This window comes from Arenicella xantha, assembly GCF_003315245.1.
Taxonomy (GTDB): Bacteria; Pseudomonadota; Gammaproteobacteria; order Arenicellales; family Arenicellaceae; genus Arenicella; species Arenicella xantha.
In genome coordinates this window covers 209,145-227,048 of the sequence record NZ_QNRT01000004.1, presented here as the reverse complement: position 1 = coordinate 227,048, position 17,904 = coordinate 209,145, and the positions used below count along the sequence as shown (strand labels likewise).

Annotated in this window: 19 protein-coding genes; 5 read left to right on the top strand and 14 right to left on the bottom strand. The window is 47.5% G+C overall.

The features are described 5' to 3' along the window. The first annotated feature begins 212 nt into the window (after positions 1-212). Together nadB and DFR28_RS14670 are read left to right on the top strand one after the other, a co-directional pair. The gene (nadB, locus tag DFR28_RS14675; protein WP_113955131.1) at positions 213-1,865 is read left to right on the top strand and encodes an L-aspartate oxidase; all 1,653 of its coding nucleotides are present in this window, start codon (positions 213-215) and stop codon (positions 1,863-1,865) included. Positions 1,866-1,951: 86 nt separating this feature from the next. Continuing rightward, entirely contained in the window at positions 1,952-2,875 is a 924-nt protein-coding gene (locus DFR28_RS14670) for a LysR family transcriptional regulator (protein WP_113955130.1), read from the top strand. An 84-nt stretch (positions 2,876-2,959) separates the two neighbouring features. Here the strand turns inward: DFR28_RS14670 and DFR28_RS14665 are convergent, their stop codons facing one another. From DFR28_RS14665 to DFR28_RS14640, 6 genes are all read right to left on the bottom strand, one after another. Further along, positions 2,960-3,205 (bottom strand): FAD assembly factor SdhE, encoded by a 246-nt coding sequence (locus DFR28_RS14665; RefSeq protein WP_113955129.1) that lies wholly within the window; start codon positions 3,203-3,205, stop codon positions 2,960-2,962. Positions 3,206-3,214: 9 nt separating this feature from the next. Then, positions 3,215-3,997, bottom strand: a complete 783-nt coding sequence (locus DFR28_RS14660; protein ID WP_113955128.1) for a succinate dehydrogenase iron-sulfur subunit — start codon at positions 3,995-3,997, stop codon at positions 3,215-3,217. Positions 3,998-4,018: 21 nt separating this feature from the next. Beyond that, on the bottom strand, positions 4,019-5,806 hold the full coding sequence (sdhA, locus tag DFR28_RS14655; protein ID WP_113955127.1) for a succinate dehydrogenase flavoprotein subunit: 1,788 nt from the start codon (positions 5,804-5,806) through the stop codon (positions 4,019-4,021). Between the two features lie 3 nt (positions 5,807-5,809). Continuing rightward, positions 5,810-6,190 (bottom strand): succinate dehydrogenase, hydrophobic membrane anchor protein, encoded by a 381-nt coding sequence (gene sdhD, locus DFR28_RS14650; RefSeq protein WP_113955126.1) that lies wholly within the window; start codon positions 6,188-6,190, stop codon positions 5,810-5,812. After that, positions 6,187-6,576 carry a succinate dehydrogenase, cytochrome b556 subunit gene (gene sdhC / locus DFR28_RS14645; protein WP_113955125.1) on the bottom strand — a complete coding sequence of 130 codons (390 nt, stop codon included), beginning with the start codon at positions 6,574-6,576 and terminating at the stop codon, positions 6,187-6,189. The genes sdhD and sdhC overlap by 4 nt, the downstream gene beginning before the upstream one ends. Before the next feature lie 211 nt (positions 6,577-6,787). Continuing rightward, positions 6,788-7,033: a DUF1674 domain-containing protein gene (locus tag DFR28_RS14640; RefSeq protein ID WP_113955124.1), complete on the bottom strand. Its 246-nt coding sequence runs from the start codon at positions 7,031-7,033 to the stop codon at positions 6,788-6,790. Between the two features lie 287 nt (positions 7,034-7,320). Between DFR28_RS14640 and ygfZ the strand changes: the two genes are divergently transcribed. Further along, entirely contained in the window at positions 7,321-8,208 is an 888-nt protein-coding gene (gene ygfZ, locus DFR28_RS14635; protein WP_211317003.1) for a CAF17-like 4Fe-4S cluster assembly/insertion protein YgfZ, read from the top strand. Positions 8,209-8,425: 217 nt separating this feature from the next. Here ygfZ and ypfJ read toward each other — a convergent pair whose 3' ends face one another. From ypfJ to DFR28_RS14600, 7 genes are all read right to left on the bottom strand, one after another. After that, positions 8,426-9,280, bottom strand: a complete 855-nt coding sequence (gene ypfJ / locus DFR28_RS14630) for a KPN_02809 family neutral zinc metallopeptidase (RefSeq protein WP_113955122.1) — start codon at positions 9,278-9,280, stop codon at positions 8,426-8,428. A gap of 36 nt (positions 9,281-9,316) precedes the next feature. Continuing rightward, positions 9,317-9,625 carry an Hpt domain-containing protein gene (locus DFR28_RS14625; protein ID WP_113955121.1) on the bottom strand — a complete coding sequence of 103 codons (309 nt, stop codon included), beginning with the start codon at positions 9,623-9,625 and terminating at the stop codon, positions 9,317-9,319. A 54-nt stretch (positions 9,626-9,679) separates the two neighbouring features. Continuing rightward, a complete protein-coding gene (locus tag DFR28_RS14620; RefSeq protein WP_113955120.1) occupies positions 9,680-11,245 on the bottom strand; it encodes a hybrid sensor histidine kinase/response regulator in 1,566 nt (521 codons plus the stop codon). 9 nt (positions 11,246-11,254) lie between these two features. Then, a complete protein-coding gene (locus DFR28_RS14615; protein WP_113955119.1) occupies positions 11,255-11,734 on the bottom strand; it encodes a Rab family GTPase in 480 nt (159 codons plus the stop codon). Positions 11,735-11,821: 87 nt separating this feature from the next. Further along, positions 11,822-13,333: a hypothetical protein gene (locus DFR28_RS14610; RefSeq protein WP_113955118.1), complete on the bottom strand. Its 1,512-nt coding sequence runs from the start codon at positions 13,331-13,333 to the stop codon at positions 11,822-11,824. Positions 13,334-13,358: 25 nt separating this feature from the next. Continuing rightward, the gene (locus DFR28_RS14605) at positions 13,359-13,898 is read right to left on the bottom strand and encodes a hypothetical protein (RefSeq protein ID WP_113955117.1); all 540 of its coding nucleotides are present in this window, start codon (positions 13,896-13,898) and stop codon (positions 13,359-13,361) included. Positions 13,899-14,045: 147 nt separating this feature from the next. Then, positions 14,046-14,735: a response regulator transcription factor gene (locus tag DFR28_RS14600; protein WP_113955116.1), complete on the bottom strand. Its 690-nt coding sequence runs from the start codon at positions 14,733-14,735 to the stop codon at positions 14,046-14,048. A 353-nt stretch (positions 14,736-15,088) separates the two neighbouring features. Between DFR28_RS14600 and DFR28_RS14595 the strand changes: the two genes are divergently transcribed. Next, complete coding sequence (locus DFR28_RS14595; RefSeq protein WP_113955115.1) at positions 15,089-16,567, top strand: helicase HerA-like domain-containing protein; 1,479 nt, start codon at positions 15,089-15,091, stop codon at positions 16,565-16,567. A 183-nt stretch (positions 16,568-16,750) separates the two neighbouring features. Beyond that, a complete protein-coding gene (locus DFR28_RS14590; protein ID WP_211317002.1) occupies positions 16,751-17,236 on the top strand; it encodes a c-type cytochrome in 486 nt (161 codons plus the stop codon). Between the two features lie 162 nt (positions 17,237-17,398). Here DFR28_RS14590 and gspM read toward each other — a convergent pair whose 3' ends face one another. Continuing rightward, positions 17,399-17,899, bottom strand: coding sequence for a type II secretion system protein GspM (gene gspM / locus DFR28_RS14585; RefSeq protein WP_113955114.1), 501 nt, complete (start codon positions 17,897-17,899; stop codon positions 17,399-17,401). Positions 17,900-17,904 lie beyond the last annotated feature (5 nt).

Sequence of the window (17,904 nt, the reverse complement as noted above, 5' to 3'; positions counted from 1 at the left end):
GTTGGAGCACAAAAACGCGCTCTAAATGGCTATTAGGGTGTCGAAATCCGGTTAACAATGAAAAAACGAGCGGAAAACGCTCGCGACGCGCTATTTTAGCAAACACCCAGTAAGATTAGTAAGCAATCTTTCACTCATTTCAGCGATTCGGCGAAAGGCTGCGCTATACTGGCTAAACCTTTATATATTCAGGCAAATTTGGCAATATTCATATGACGACCCATTTCTCAGATGTGCTTATAGTCGGCGGCGGCGCAGCTGGTCTTAGCTTAGCCTTGCGACTCGCCGAAGACGATGTATCTATCACCATCTTATCAAAGGGAAAGCTCACCGAAGGTTCTAGCTTATATGCTCAAGGTGGCATCGCAGCGGTGCTAGATGACGACGATAACTTTCAATCGCATATTGACGATACGCACACCGCTGGCGCAGGGCTTTGTCGCGAGTCAGCGGTTAGAAAAATTGTTGAAGGCGCGCCGCCAGCCATTAATTGGCTGATCGAAAAAGGCGTCAAGTTCACCTTAGTTGACGGCGCAGAGTATGACGGTGTTGACAGCCAATATCACTTAACACGCGAAGGCGGACATTCGCATCGGCGAGTTATTCACGCCAAAGACGCCACCGGACGAGAAGTAGAAACCACACTCGAACAACATGTGCGCGCACAATCGAATGTCACCATTCTTGAAAACCACATCGCAATTGACTTAATAACGTCCGAAAAATTGGGCCGGCCGAGCGCCCGCTGTTATGGTGCTTACGCTTTAGACATCGACAACAACAAGGTTAAAACCTTTGGTGCTAGATCCGTTGTGCTATCAACCGGAGGGGCGTCAAAAGCTTATCTTTATACCACCAACCCCGACACCTCAACTGGCGATGGCATTGCAATGGCCTGGCGCGCAGGTTGCCGAATTGCCAATATGGAGTTCGTACAATTCCATCCGACTTGCCTGTATCACCCTTATGCTAAAGGATCATTGATTTCTGAAGCTGTGCGTGGCGAAGGCGGATTACTTCGACTCCCCAACGGCGAACGCTTTATGGACAAGCACCATGAGCAGGCTGAATTAGCTCCGCGCGACATTGTGGCTCGAGCTATCGACTATGAAATGAAGAAAGGTGGATTTGACTCCGTGTTCCTTGATATTAGCCATAAAGGCGCTGACTTTATCTTGGACCATTTCCCCAACATAGCCGAAAGTTGTAAAGAATACGGCTATGACATGACCAGTCAGCCAATCCCAGTGGTGCCCGCCGCACACTACTCCTGTGGCGGCATTCTCACCGATCTACGGGGGCGAACCGATATGAAGCGCCTCTATGCGGTCGGCGAAAGCAGCTGCACAGGATTGCACGGCGCCAATCGCCTCGCAAGCAACTCACTATTAGAATGCCTCGTAATTGCCGAGTCGGCGGCTCAAGATATCCGAACACGCTTAAAGAAAGAAGAAGCCAAACCTTCACCAGAACTACCCGCATGGGATGAAAGCCAAGTATCAGACCCCGACGAACGCATAGTGGTATCGCATAACTGGGATGAAATGCGTCGCTTCATGTGGGACTACGTCGGCATTGTCAGAACCAATAAACGCCTCGAGCGGGCCAAAAATCGGATTGAAATGCTGCAAGAGGAAATCGTTGAATATTATGGCAATTTCCGCGTTAGCAATGATTTGATCGAGTTACGCAATCTGGCGACTATTGCCGAACTTACGATTGAGTGCGCACTAACCCGCAAAGAGAGCCGAGGGCTACACTACACCTTGGATTACCCAGAGATGAACTCATTTGCCAGCGATACAATTCTTACACCAAACAACTTTGTTAGTCATGCGCCAATCCAAGAATGGGCAATCACATAATACCAACAGTATTTATTTGATAAACTCCATTACATATAAGCAAAGACTGACCGCACAGCGAAAACCAATAACCATCGGGTACCAACATGCAAGACCCCCTCTCTCGAATTGACCTCAACCTACTTGTCTCGTTCCAAGTTTTAATACAAGAAAAGAACGTTACTCGAGCCGCTGAGCGCTTGTTCGTGACCCAACCCGCTATGAGCAAAACCCTCAATCGCTTGCGTAACCTGCTAGAAGACGAGCTATTTGTACGCTCCTCACACGGCCTAACACCAACCCCAAAAACCCTTGAGCTGGAACGCCCTGTCAACGATATATTGAGCCAGCTCACTGAGCTAATGGTGAGCAACCAAGAGTTTGATCCAGCCAACACCGCTGCGACAATATCATTGGCTACATTAGGGACATCGGCCAGCGTTGGCATGCCTGCGTTTATTAACAAGCTACGGCAACATGCACCGAAGGTTATGTTACTCAGTCAAAACATTGACGCGAAATGGGAAGACCGACTTCGCTCTGGCAGCCTTGATTTTGCCATCGTTGCTAAGAAGCGATTTAGTGACGATTTTGTGACGCATAAATTAATGAACATTAAACCAGTTCTGTACATGCGTAACGATCACCCGTTAGCCAATGTTAATCAAATCACGCTCGAACAGCGCCGTGAGTATCAGCACATGGCGGTGTACTTCCCTAATTTTGAAACAACGCGCGACGACATGAAGAAGCTGTTCGCATCCTTCGGAATTCTGTCTAACGTACCTTTTCTGACAACCAATTTAATGGTCTGCCTAGAAACATTACGTGAAACAGATATGCTGATGATTGCATCAGACCGACTGATGGAATCAAGCCTGATCAGCGAGAACTTCGTCAGCAAACCCCTCGACGACCTTATTAACCTGAAAATCGATGCCCTTTCTCTAGTTCAGCATGTGCGTACTAAGAACTCACCGTTGCACCAATACCTAACTCGGTTGATTGTCGAGAGCTTCAAAGAAACCTAAGCACAGTACTGTCCAAGTAGAAAAGCATTAGAAATCTAACAAAAACTGAGGTTGCCGCAACAATGGAGATGCGGTGCTTGCTGATTATGTACGCCGCAAGGTGACGGATTTCAACGTCTCGATAATTCCCTTTAATTCCGCATCAGGCTCTACTCGATCAAACAGCCAATCCATGATTGTTGGATCCTGCACATCGAGCAGCTGCTGAAAAGACAGCTGCTCCGCCTCACTGATGCCATCGTAGTGCTTTGCCACGAACTCGGTGAATAACACATCGAGTTCACGGACCCCACGACGGCATCGCCAGACTAATTGCCGCTCATTAAGCACAGCGTTGAACTACAGTGCGCGCTCAGCGATTAGTTTTTTAATTTCACCAATAGCCTTGCCAGGATTCAAACCTTTAGGACAAGTATTGGTGCAATTCATAATCGTGTGGCAACGATACAATTTAAACGGATCTTCAAGTGCATCCAATCGCTCACCGGTCGCCTCATCGCGGCTATCCGCCAACCAACGATAACTCTGCAATAAAATCGCAGGGCCTAAATATTTATCGCTATTCCACCAATAACTTGGACATGACGTAGAGCAACACGCGCAGAGAATACACTCATACAGGCCATCTAGCTTTTCCCGATCCTCTTTTGACTGCAGGCGCTCAGCCGACAATGACACCGGCGTTTTGGTCTTAAGCCATGGCTCGACCGAGGCGTACTGTGCGTAGAAATGAGTCATGTCAGGCACCAAGTCTTTTACCACCGACATATGCGGCAAAGGATAGACCTTAACGTCGCTCTTGCACTCATCTACCCCTTTAGTGCAAGCCAATGTGTTAGTGCCATCAATATTCATTGCGCACGAACCACAAATGCCTTCACGACATGAACGCCGAAACGTCAACGTTGGGTCGATTTCGTTCTTGATTTTGATCAAGGCATCCAAAACCATCGGACCACAGGTATCCATGTCCACATCGTAAGTGTCGATGTGTGGATTTTGCTCATCATCAGGAGACCAACGATAAATCTGAAAGCTACGTACATTCTTAGCACCGTCTGGCGCTGGAAAATGCTTGCCTTGCTTAACTTTGGAATTCTTCGGTAAACTAAATTCTGCCATTTTCGATTCTCTCTCTAAACCTTAGTAAACACGTGGTTTTGGCTTAATGTATTCAATATCGTCAGTCATTGTATAAGAATGCACTGGACGATAATCGATGGTGGTTTTATTTTGCTCATCACACCAAGCGAGTGTGTGCTTCATCCAATTTTCATCATCTCGATCCGGCAAGTCATCACGCGCGTGCGCGCCACGACTTTCGTCGCGATTGGCCGCTGAGTTAATAGTCACTGTCGCTTGGCTCAACAAGTTTTCAAGCTCAAGCGTCTCGATTAAATCAGTATTCCAAATCAAGCCTCGATCAGTGGTTTTCACATCCGCAAACGAGGCAGCTGTCGCAGCCATCTTACTCACACCTTCAGCCATAACATCGCCGGTTCGGAATACCGCGCAATGCGCCTGCATGGTGCGTTGCATTTCCAAACGAATCTCAGCTGTAGAACGCGAACCATCGGCGTAACGTAAACGATCAAGCCGCTCCAATGTCGCTTGTCCAGCATTCTCAGAGATGCTCGGGATGGGCTCATCCGGATTAATCGTTTCTTTAGCACGCAATGCTGCTGCGCGCCCAAACACAATCAAATCCAATAATGAGTTTGAACCCAATCTATTGGCTCCGTGCACTGATACACAACCCGCTTCGCCGATTGCCATCAAGCCAGGCACTACGCTATCTGGATTACCGTCTTTCAGGGTAACAACTTCACCGTGGAAGTTAGTTGGAATGCCGCCCATATTATAATGAACAGTCGGCAGAACCGGTATCGGCTCTTTAGTTACATCCACACCAGCAAAAATCTTAGCTGATTCAGAAATACCAGGAAGACGTTCTTCTAACAAATCAGCACCAAGATGCTCAAGATGCAAATAAATGTGGTCAGCATCAGGGCCCACACCGCGCCCTTCGTTGATCTCAATTGTCATTGAGCGGCTCACAACATCGCGTGACGCTAAGTCTTTCGCGTTTGGTGCGTAGCGCTCCATAAAGCGCTCGCCTTCGGAATTGGTTAAATAACCACCTTCACCTCGAGCACCTTCAGTAATCAAGCAACCTGCACCATAGATGCCAGTTGGATGGAATTGTACAAATTCCATATCTTGTAGCGGAAGACCCGCTCTCAATACCATTGCGTTACCGTCTCCGGTACACGTATGTGCCGACGTGCATGAGAAGTAAGCTCGACCATAACCACCGGTTGCTAACACAACCTGCTTGGCGCGATAACGGTGAATTTCGCCACTGGCCATATCGATCGCGATAACGCCGCGGCATTCACCGTCTTCCATAATCAAGTCGAGCGCAAAAAACTCAACGAAAAACTGTGCGTCGTGTTTTAAAGCTTGCTGATACAAGGTATGCAAAATAGCATGGCCGGTTCGATCCGCCGCCGCGCATGTCCGCAAGGCCTGACCCTCACCGTAGTGCGTGGTCATGCCGCCGAACGCACGCTGATAGATCTTACCTTCCTCTGTACGAGAAAATGGCACACCATAATGCTCTAGTTCGTAAACCGCCGCTGGGGCGTTACGGCACATATACTCGATAGAGTCTTGGTCACCTAACCAATCAGAACCCTTGACGGTATCGTACATGTGGAAGCGCCAATCATCCTCTCCCATATTGCCCAATGCAGCACTCATGCCACCTTGAGCAGCCACCGTGTGACTTCGAGTAGGAAATACTTTGGTGATACATGCCGTAGACAATCCCGCCGCCGCCATACCAAATGTGGCACGCAAACCCGCACCACCCGCTCCGACCACAACAACATCGTAAGCGTGATCAATAATCTTATAGTCGCCCTTCACTGGTTAGCCTCCTAACGCAATTTTTAAAACAGAGATAACGGTTAGTACAGCCATTACCACCGCGGCAAATTTAATCAACAACAAGAGAGCTAAGTTAACCCACTTGGTGTGAACATAATCTTCGATAACCACCTGTAAACCAGTCTGCCCGTGATACAGCGCAGTTAGGACAAATAGCAACATAAGCGTGGCACTTACTGGCGAAGAAAGCCAAATCACTGCGTCCTGATAGCCGCCGCTAGACAAACACACCAATGAATAGACAAACCACACTGTTAATGGAATGAGTGCAATTGCAGTGACTCGTTGCCACCACCAATGCGAAAACCCATGCTTAGCAGACCCGAGGCCTAACGCTTTTGAAAGTGGGCTTCTTAAGCTCATGCAGCACCTCCAACAAGTGCAAAATAACAAGTCACGGCCGTTAATAGTGCCGCGCTAAACAGCACGAGCCAGCCGGATTTATGTAAAGTATCCATTTCGAACCCGCGACCGACATCCCAAAATAAATGGCGAATGCCGTTACACAAGTGATAGAACAAAGCAAAGGTCCAGCCGACTAATGCGAGCTTAACTAGCATGTGAGATAAGCACGGCTCTAGCTTAGCGTAAGCCTCAGGGCCCGCTGCCAGCACCATCAGCCAATAAACCAGAAAAGGTATTCCCAGCGTTAACACTACGCCTGTGCCTCGATGCAATATCGATAGCATTGACGTAAGCTGAGGTTTGTACACTTGCAAGTGCGGTGATAATGGTCTCTCTTTTTGCATAATCGAGTTACTCAGTATTTTTCGATAATAAGATCAGGACGCCTCTTACTTGGCAGAGCGCATTCTACCTCAAAGTATAGGCTCGTGGGGAGTAAGGCAGTGCGAATCTTGGTTATTTATTAAATTCAGTCAATGAATGTCAGCACAATACGCTAGCAAATAAAGCGAACAGACTGCCTACTAACGCACTCAAAAACGATGTGTGAAGCTATCAAAAATCATAGCATCGCCCTTTGGATTCCCAGTCACCGTAACGAGTTGGTTCCAAACCGCGCGGGCCATTAATCTCTTTCGCCAGCTGCGCACTTGAGTTAGACAAGTCGCTCTCACTATCCGCCTTTAACTTAGTCGGTACAGTAGCTTGCTCTGGCTGAAGCTCAGACACATCGACATTTTGCACCGCAGGGGTTTCGGAGACTTGGATCTTAGGGGTTTTAGTTGGTATCTTTGTAGACATATAACGCGCAGCCAAGTTGAATAATGGTGGTTTAGTTATGGCGCAGATAATATCATGCAACGTCAACCTAGGGTTCACACTTGTCACTGCACTTTAACATCACAACTATTGCCAGAAGCCGACAATTTAGACAGACAAAAGCACAATATACTAACCTCAGGTTAGTAGCCTAATAGTGAAACTGTTTCCACGTGCGATTCAATGAATCACCGCTAAGCTACAATACCAAGCAATAACCTTACCTCACCGACAAACTCTTAAGCGCCCAAGCTAATACAATGAAAGATATGAAACACCAATTGATTCTGCCGCACCTAAACCTGGTGAGAGTTAGCGGCACTGATGCAGCCACTTTTTTACAAGGCCAGCTGACCAACGACGTACAAAAGCTTGACACGAACTGGCAATGGTCCGGTTATTGCAACCCCAAAGGCCGGCTGTTAGCCAATATGATAATGTGGCGCAGTGACGACAGCTTTTACATGCTGTTAGAGAAGAGCTTAGCCGAGCCCACGGTTAAGCGGCTGCAAATGTATGTGATGCGTAGCAAAGTAACCATCGAGCTAATCAACACTGCCACATGCATCGGCGACCTCAAACCAAGCCAACCGCACAAACCTTATCAGTCACTAGAATGCCAAAATTCAGACAACCACACAGTTTGGTTTGATCAGCGCTGCATCCATATACAGCAGAGCGCGGTGGATGACGCTGAGCTTGACACAACAATAGCGTTATCCGCTTGGCTGTTACGAGATATCGAAAGCGGCTTACCATGGGTCAACAGCGACACCGTGGAACAATTCATTCCGCAAATGATCAACTACGACGCGATAGATGGCATCAGTTTCAAGAAAGGCTGCTATACCGGGCAAGAGATCGTGGCAAGGATGCACTATTTGGGCAAACTAAAGCAGCGCATGTTTCTGTGCGATTTAAGCACATCATTGGAGTCCATCAAACCTGGCGACAAAATCGTGAGTAATACGGATGGTCGTGTGGTTGGCACCTTGGTGAATGTGCTTACCGATCAAACCCCGTGCTTAGCGGTACTGCGCCTTGATGTTGTCGACGAAATCAGTTTTAAGGTCGTCGCTGAGACCGAGCCGACAAACGCGTCAATCGAGATACGCGCCAAACAACCCTATGCGTTCCCTGAGCCGAAGAAGACATAGCAAACAATCGCGCATAAGCACGCTTAAGTCATCACACCGTGGTTTCGTCCAAGGGCTATCTACCAGAAACTAGCCGCCAGAAGCTATGCGCGGCAAGAGCTATGCACCATACCGAGAGAGCACAGCTACAATTACGCGCTTGCTTAAGTACTGCAAGTTAGTTTCACGCGACGACCATTCAATCATCGCTCAGATATAAATGAAAACTCGTTCAGCGTTATTGCCCAAAGGTTTGGCACGCTTGAATATCACCAGACTGCATTCCACGCTGAAACCACTGCATGCGCTCCTCGGAGCTACCATGCGTGAAATTTTCTCGACGCGGCGCCATGCCGGCTTGCTGCATTATACGATCATCACCAACTGCGGCAGCGGCGGCTAAGCCTTCTTGAATATCTCCAGCCTCAAGGATGGCATTACGCTTTTCGGTTCGATTGATCCAAATGCCAGCATAGCAATCTGCCTGCAACTCCATGCGAACAGACAATGCATTAGCCTGCGCTTTGCTCGCTTTGGCCTGCATTTTCCGGACCTGATCAGCGGTTCCGCTTAGGTTTTGGATATGGTGGCCAACCTCATGCGCGATCACATAAGCAAACGCAAAATCACCGGGCGCTCCCATCCGACGTAACTCACTCAAAAAACTCAGATCGATATAGATTTGATAATCACCAGGGCAATAGAACGGCCCTGAAGCCGCCGACCCTAAACCGCAAGCCGACTGCACTTGATCTTGATACAAAACCAGCTTTGGCGGCTGGTATTGTTGCCCAACACTGGCAAAAATAGCACTCCACGTATCTTCCGTTTCAGCCAACACAACGGAGACAAATTGTTTGGCCTCGTCATTTGCTTGCGAACTATCTGGCCGAGCGCTACGTTGCGTGGTGGCTTGATTACCAGTATTACCAACGAATAGTGATAGAATTTTTTGCACATCTTCGCCAAAAAATAAGCCGGCCAATACGAGCAATATCATCGCTCCACCGCCAACGCCCTTTTTACTGCGAACAAAGCTCTGTCCGCGACGATCCTCAACATTTCGACTCTGCCTTCTTCCGCGCCAACGCATAAGCTATTCCTACTTGATCAGTGTGTGATTAATGAGTTAACCCTGAGCATATTGCTCGAGCATCTCGCGTAGCCGCTGCAATTCAGCCGCTAAATTATTTAGATCTTCTTGCTGGATAAATTTGATGCCTGACTGACATAACGCCGACAAATCATCATAACCATACATGCCGGTCGAACCTGCGAGACGATGCAAGAAGCCATGCAGTTCTTGCAAGCTCTCCCGACCATTACCTCCTTCGGCATTCAAGGCAGCAATATGGAGCACCAATTCTTCGATCTTCTCCGGCAAACTTGCTTTATAACGCTGTTTTAAAGCAACGATAGTCGGCGACTCTACAGACATAATAACCCCAATTTTGGACTAATTTTTGAGCAAGTGAGAATACGCATAATTCGATTAGCTCTCAGCCGAGTGATCAGGTGCTGCTAAAACTTGGTCCACCACTAGCGCAATATCATTGATATCCACTGGCTTCAATAAATATGCGGCACAACCAAGCGTCTCAGCCGTGGATCTATCGGCATCAATATTTGATGCACTCATTACCACTATCGGCGTGTTGTAGCCTAACTTGTTTAGTTGTTCTATCGCTTGGTACCCAGTCATTATCGGCATTTGGATATCCATTAAAATCAAATCAAAAGTGCCTCGCATAGCGGCCGAAACAGCCAGCTCACCATTACCAACATGCGCTACTTGTGCACCTTTCTCTTCTAACAAGTAGCATAAAAGTAGCGCGATATCGGGATCGTCCTCCGCCAACAATAGACGCAAACCGTCTAGACCTCTGTTCTCTTGCTGCTGCTGTTTGGCAAGGCTTGGCGCTTGCGGCGCGGGCAATGCAAAGCTCACAGTAGTCCCCAACTCTAGCGTCGAATCAATCGTTAACTCACCGCCCATCAACTCCAACAAACGAGACGTAATGGTTAAACCAAGCCCAGTGCCCGCTTTGGCACTATCCCCGCCCTGCCAAAATGGTAGTAGTACTTTTTCTAGGTGCTCTTTGGCTATTCCAGGCCCAGTATCGCGAACCGTAACCGACAGCCAATCGTGTTTCCAGCTAACCTGCACGTCTACTTTACCTTGATCAGTAAATTTAACGGCATTACCAACGATATTAATTAGACACTGCCGAAGACGGCTATCGTCCACAACCACAGATAATGTCTGAAGATCGTTTAGCTGAGAAATTGCGAGCTCAATGCCTTTGGCATCGGCCAACGGCATCAACATAAACCGCAGATCATCGAACACTTCGGTCAAAAGCGTCGGCTTAGGCCGAATCACTAACTCTTCCGCATCCAATTTCCCATGATCTAATAAATTTTCCACCAATGACAATAAATGCCGACTGGAGCGCTGCACAGCAACCACATAATTGTCAGCATCAACGTCGTTGTGTTTATGCGCATTATTTTGCAATAGGTCGGTGTAACCGATAATCGACGTTAACGGCGTGCGAAATTCATGTGACACACCTGAAATAAAGCTTGTTTGCAGTCTGGAAGCTTCCTTCAATTGGCTATTTTTTTGTTTAAGCTCGGCCTGCGCCTGCTCCAACTGAGCCATTAGTTTATTCTGTTGATACACCAATAGTTCATTGTCATTAGCCTGCTGTTGCAGCTGTTGACGGTCAGCCGCAACTCGGCTTGCATCAGAAACCAACACCAGCATCTTTGATTCGTCGGGTATTAGACAAACCGTAACAGGCATTCCGGAAGGACTGGCAATCAATGGCAATTCCAACTCGCTTTGCAAATCCAAACCAACCATAAAGTCGATTGAATCTTCAACTTGATCACCAACCTTGGTAGTGGCAAACCCATAGTCGATTAAGTTTGCTGACATCGCTTGAACCACGCCCTGATGACTCACACAGAAATACGCCAAACCTTGACGATCAAGCACAAATTTGCTGATCGTTGGTAACAAGGTGGAATCTATATGGTCACTACTGTGCATAAATTTTGCTTAGTTCTGGATCTCATCCACCAAGGTTTGAAATAATTCCGCCACATTGGCGCCGTCTTTTGCGCTGGTGTTAAATACTTGCCAGCCATTATTAACTAATGTATCGGTTAGCTCATCATCAACCTGCCACTCATCAAGATCCGCCTTATTTAGCGCTACTACCACTGGCACGTCACCGATTCTGCGGGTCACTGTCTGCCAAATCTCAAATAGGTCTTCAATCGTGTGTGGCCGAGTACCATCTCCCACCAACACCACTCCAGAAGCACCGACGAGATAACTAGAGTTTATTGGTGAAAGCGAATCTCTGCCGGCCACATCCCATACTATAAGTTTGGTATCTCCGACCGAAGCAGTGTCAATCTTAACGCCAATGGTGGTTAGATACTTTTCCGAAAACACATTGTTTACAAATTTTTGCGTCAAGCTGGTTTTTCCGACTGAAAAGTCACCAACCATGCATATTTTTAGTTTCGACATAGGTCTACTATCGGTAAGAAAAAGAAATTAAATATCAGATCATTGATCGCATCGAGCATAAAACATCAAGCCACACCAACCATCTAATCAAAGAGATGGCTGCGCGACATTAACAGTAACCCAAGGGCTGCCAGCGAAGAGAGACTGGACCAAGGCTAAGCCGTTAGTATCAAGCCTGGTGCTAACGTGAACAACATTTTGCCCTGCTTCGACAGCTTTACTTAACTCAATTTGGGCAAACTGATCAGCGCTAAGCTGTCGTTCTAGAGTAGCGTCAACCGAATCAAGTGAGGCACTAAGCCCTGCAGTGGACAAGCGCCGATCTGCAACTAACTGCTGGAGTCGTACACTATGCTGATTTAACCATTCGATCGGCGCCTCACCAGACAGCGTTATCTGGCCTTGCGCAACATCAAACTGCACGTTTACCGGCAGATTAAAATGCTCACGAAACCGCTGTAGCTCCATGTCGGTTTCAAGCGATCGAAACGGAATCATTTGCATTTTTATTTGGTCGCGCGAAATATCATACGCATCCAATGTGCTAAACGGAATCGAAGCATCTGGGTCACGTAGGCCTTCCACCACAATCTGATCATCATGCCAATAGCTATCTGTAACGACCACACCGGGAGTTTGCTTCAAGTAGTAATTTACCGTCGATAGCTTAGATTGGTCTACGAACCACATCCAAATCAAATAGCCCAGCGCTAGCAATGCAAGAACACCAATAAATAACGTCGCACTGTTGCCTTTGCTAGACACGGATTCACCGGACTTCAATTGCAATTGAAGCAGCGGCATCAATCGATCTTCAACTCCGACAAAAGCACTATTATCACCGGTAAAATCTTCGATAGCAGTGGCATAATCACTGCGGATACCGTCCAACGTGTCGTACAACTCAGATTTCAAACTTTCCGGCGCACTACCTAAAATCACACAGGCCAACATCACTCTAGGGCCATGCGCTACCCAAACATTATGTTCACCAACTTTCAGATCGGTCAGACGTGCCGACTCGTCACCGGCAAACGAATCCTGCACGAAGCTTTGAATCGCCGAAAACATCGCACTAACTGCATCACTGTCCAAGCTTTGCGCATCATGCGAGGCCACTTCATCGATCAACATTCCTGAATCACGATCAATCAAGTAAACATGCTCAACTCGGTACAGCAATGAATGCCGCAAAGCCAATTCGGCATATGGCACACCGGTACGCACCGACTCCATCCGCATGCGAACTCCGCGCACGGTCGTAGCCGACTCGATGGTCCGATTAATGGTGACCATCATCGACGATATGGCCTGCGCGATAGCCCGTCGGATTGACGGCGCCATAACCGGATACAAAATTTCAGCGTAAGCTTTGGGTTCGGTTCGAATAGCCTGTTTCAGACCTAATGACACGGGTCGCTGCAATGAGCGTACCAAATTTTGACCGTTGTTCGCTAACTCCGCGTCAATCGCTGGCGCCAGCACTTCAGCCACATCTTTGGTGCGCCTATCCAGATCATCGAGTCGTTGATTCAGCTGATCGATTTGCTCGGCACTATCGCCGACGATAATCTGTCGCAGTTCGTCTAATTGGCTCATGCTGAAGGACTTTTCAAGTTAAGTGCTAACTGCCGCGCAACTTAACGGCGACCTCATCAAGCATAAGCGCCAGCGCTTGACGTCCTACCTTGTCGGTCTGCAACTCTTCTTTCTGCTTTTCCAAGCTCGATACCAACTGAGCTTGCACTAGAGACGTCTGATCCAATAGCTCTTGATGACTCTCTTCTAAGGAAGCACGAACTGCCGCAAGATCGTGATTAGCTTGATCTTCCATCATACCAATCGATTGCTTAAGCGCCGCTTCAGCGTCATTTAACATAGATTGCAACGCTTTTAATTCGCTATCTCGACTAGATTGCTCGCTCTGAATCTGTTTATCTAGTTTGGCTAACGATTCATTAACAGCGCTATCCATTTTGGAGATCTTAGCGGTAAGCCGTTGCTTCATCTCATCGACATCGGCTTCCATACGCGCTTCTAAATCAGCAAAGCGCTGCTCAAAGCTATTCACATACTTACCAAACAGTATGTCTCTGACTTTTTCAATATCGCCCAAACCAGGACTAATAATCTCGGCGCTTACTTGTTTTTTTTTCTCTGACATCACTACCTCGTGCCGTTGCTGGCAAAACCTTACCTATTTACCTGACTCGCATTATTGCAATCGATTGCAAATGCGTGTTTATGTTGATTCTATCAAATATTGAATCACAAGTGGCTTAACTCAAAGTGTAGCGCAAGCTATATCGTGCTACTGAGTATTTTCTAAGCGATACCCATGTCGATAAACAGAGGTCAACTGCCATGTTGGCTCGGCATCCAAATCGAGCTTACTGCGCAACCGACTTACATGCGTATCTACGGTGCGCGTATTCAGCTTGGAACTAGTACCCCATACCAACTCGAGCAGGTGTCCACGGGAGATTACGCGCCCCAAATTCTTAAATAAGAACAGCGTCAGCTCGTATTCCTTTTGCGTCAACTCGATCGGTTCAGCATTCTTACTCACCTGCCGTAACCGAGTATCAATTTTATAAGGCGGAAAATCATAGTCGTCAGAAGTATTAGCATCACCAAAGCCCATACGGCGAGCAATGGCATTAACTCGCGCCAAGGTCTCATTGTGCCTGACCGGCTTACTCATAAAGTCATCGGCGCCCGCTTCGAGGGCTTCAACGATATCCTCCTCGGCGTTGCGCTGCGTAATAAACACCACGGGCACAACAGGATCTAATTGGCTGCGTAAATGCTGTAGCACCTCGATGCCAGATAAACTAGGCACCATCCAGTCTAACAAAACCAAGTCATAACTTTCTTTTGAGTACGCCCGGATAAACGCATTGCCATCGTTAAAGACATCACATAGATGCCCCGCTTCTTGCAACCATGCAACCAGCAAATCGGCTTGATCACGGTCATCTTCTAGAATAACTATACGCATATTCTCTCCTTTGTAAGTTTCATCATCAGTTTACGCCTCCCCAAAACATGCGCACTCTCCAGCACGAATCTTACAGCTCAAACCTCTGTTATTGAAGCTTATAGTCAAATTTTTGAAACAATGTATGTGCTTGAATGTGAAATTGCAATTGATAAACCGTTAGAGTACCGCTTTCAGTTGTGCTAAGTTGTTATTCCGTTCTTCAAACCGTTACCGTAGGCGGCCCCAGCTTAGTTGAAGTGGTAACTTTGTCTAGCATTTATTGCCATTGGCTCAGCCGCTGGCATTGTTAGTTACTTCACTTAGATTAGCGCCCCTCAAGCATCACTCTATTTAGTGTCAATATAATAACTATGTCAGACAACAATCAGCTGCTTATTGGCGGCAATGGGTCACAGACCGTTTTCATGGATGCCAGTATGGCAAATCGCCACGGCATGGTAGCTGGCGCGACCGGAACCGGTAAAACAGTGACATTACAGATTCTAGCCGAGAGCTTTTCACGTATCGGAGTGCCGGTATTTCTAGCGGATGTCAAAGGCGACGTATCCGGCATTGGAAAGCCCGCTAAACCACACCCGAAAATTGACGAACGCATCTCAGTAATCGGCATCGAAGACTACCAAATGCAGCCGAGCCCAGTAGTATTCTGGGACCTATTTGGAGAGCGCGGACACCCGATTCGCACCACGGTGAGCGAACTCGGCCCCCTTCTGCTGGCTAACCTGCTCGATCTAAATGATACACAAACCGGCATTCTATATTCCTGCTTCAAAATAGCCGACGATGAAGGAATGCTGATACTTGACCTAAAAGACCTGCGCGCAATGTTAGTGTGGATGGGCGATAACCGAGCAGATCTAAAATCAGAATATGGCAATATTTCAACCGCCAGTATTGGCGCAATCCAACGCGGGCTATTAGTACTCGAAGAACAAGGTGCTGAGTACTTGCTCGGCGAGCCCGCGATTGCACTAAACGATTTAATGAGCCACGACTTCTCTGGACGCGGCGTCATCAATATTCTCCATGCCAGCACCTTGCTGCAAAAATCACCGAAACTGTATGCCACCTTTTTACTTTGGCTGCTATCTGAATTATACGAGACGCTGCCCGAAGTCGGTGATGCCGACAAACCTAAATTCGTGATGTTCTTTGACGAAGCGCACCTACTGTTTGACGATGCGCCTAAAGTGCTGGTTGACAAAATTGAACAAGTTGTTCGCCTGATTCGATCCAAAGGTGTCGGTATCTATTTTATTTCACAGAGCCCACTCGATATTCCAGAAGAAATTCTCGGCCAGCTTGGCTTAAAGATCCAACATGCACTAAGAGCCTTTACACCAAAAGACCAAAAGGCGGTACGTACCGTTGCCGACACTTTCCGCGCTAACCCAGCCCTCGACACCGGCTCGATTATTACTGAACTAGGTGTCGGAGAGGCACTGGTAAGCACCTTAGACGCCGACGGCATACCGACACAAGTCGAGAGAATTCTAATTCGGCCACCGGAGTCACGCATCGGCCCGATGAACAACATTGAGCGCAAAGAACAAATTTCGAGATCACCGTTCAAAGGACGATACGACCAAGCAGTTGATCGTGAGTCCGCCTATGAATTACTGGCACAACGAGCGCAACAACGACTCGAACAAGAGCAAATAGATGCCGCCCAAGAACCCGCATCACGCAGTCGCTCGACAAAGCGTCGATCGTCTACCCGCCAAACTCCCACTGAGGCTTTTGTCAGCAGTGCCGCACGAGCGATCGGATCGCGACTCGGACAAAGATTGGTTCGCGGGGTATTGGGATCGCTATTTAAAGGCAGATGAATTACAAAGCACGTCTAAAACCAATGCAAAACGGTTTTTCCTCCAACATAGATAGGCTATAATCGCCACCGATTTTATGTAGCGGCAACTAGGTGATGTGCTGTTTTTAATAGCTAGAATTTGATATAAGAGCTGATTAAATCAACACATCCTTCACATTAGTAAAGCAATTTAGGAAGTCCAATGAGCGAAACACAAATGAACGACTCGACGTTCTCACGTTTATTTATCATCATGATCCTCGCGATGACAATTTTAACCATTACCATAATGGTATTAGCTTCACTTGCGTCTAGCGGTGTAAACGCTAAATTGGACGAGCGTTATGAACAAGAAAGTACTCAATCGATCGCACAACGAATTGCGCCAGTAGGTACATTCTCAGCCGAGACAGTAGCGGCACCGGTTGCGGTTGCAGCGGTTCCACTTACCGGCGAAGAAGTTTATGTTAGCTGCGGCGCTTGTCATGATAGCGGCACGCTTGGAGCTCCTATTGTGAGCGCTGCAGGTGCAGCTGACTGGAACACCAGATTAGCTCAAGGCCTCGATACTCTTTACAATCACGCGATCAATGGCATCAACAATATGCCAGCGAAAGGCGGCAATGCCAGCTTATCAGATGATGAGATCAAAGCCGCTGTTGACTACATGTTAGAGCGTGCTAAATAAGTCTGAGCGTTTTTTCATTTGAAAAAAAGCCCGCTACATTGAGCGGGCTTTTTTATTGTTTTGTCGATATGTGTGATTGTGCTTCAAGAGACATGGCGGCTAACCTTCGATTACAAAGCCACGAGCACCAAGCGATCGACCGGCGCCCACGTCCAACATCAATCAACGTACGAATGTAACGCGAACTTCAGCAACATTGGGCACGTCCTCATCACGCTCGGCAGTCACCTGCTTAATATCCACACCGTACTGCTTATATAAATGATCGATCCAGGTGACCCACACGTTGAAATCCACGCCATCCAACACCACTCGCACCTCAGAACCGTCCTTACTTGGCACTAATTGCTGAATTGACTTGGTGAGCTTCGATCTATTGGCGGTTTTCTCAACCACCGACAACAACGATTGATCCGCACCACTAAATTTGGAGCCAGATTGCCCGGAGCCGCCGATAGCGGCCCAATTATCTGATTGCTGACGCATCCAAATTAAATTCGAGCGCAAAGCCTGCACAGATACATTCATCGTATCTATAGCAACATGCCACGGACGCCACACGGACATATAAAACAAAATGATGAGTACGACGATACCACCAACCGAAAGCGTCAACCGCTCTCTATCTTCTAAGCCCGACCAATATTTTTTAAATGTATTCATAGTAG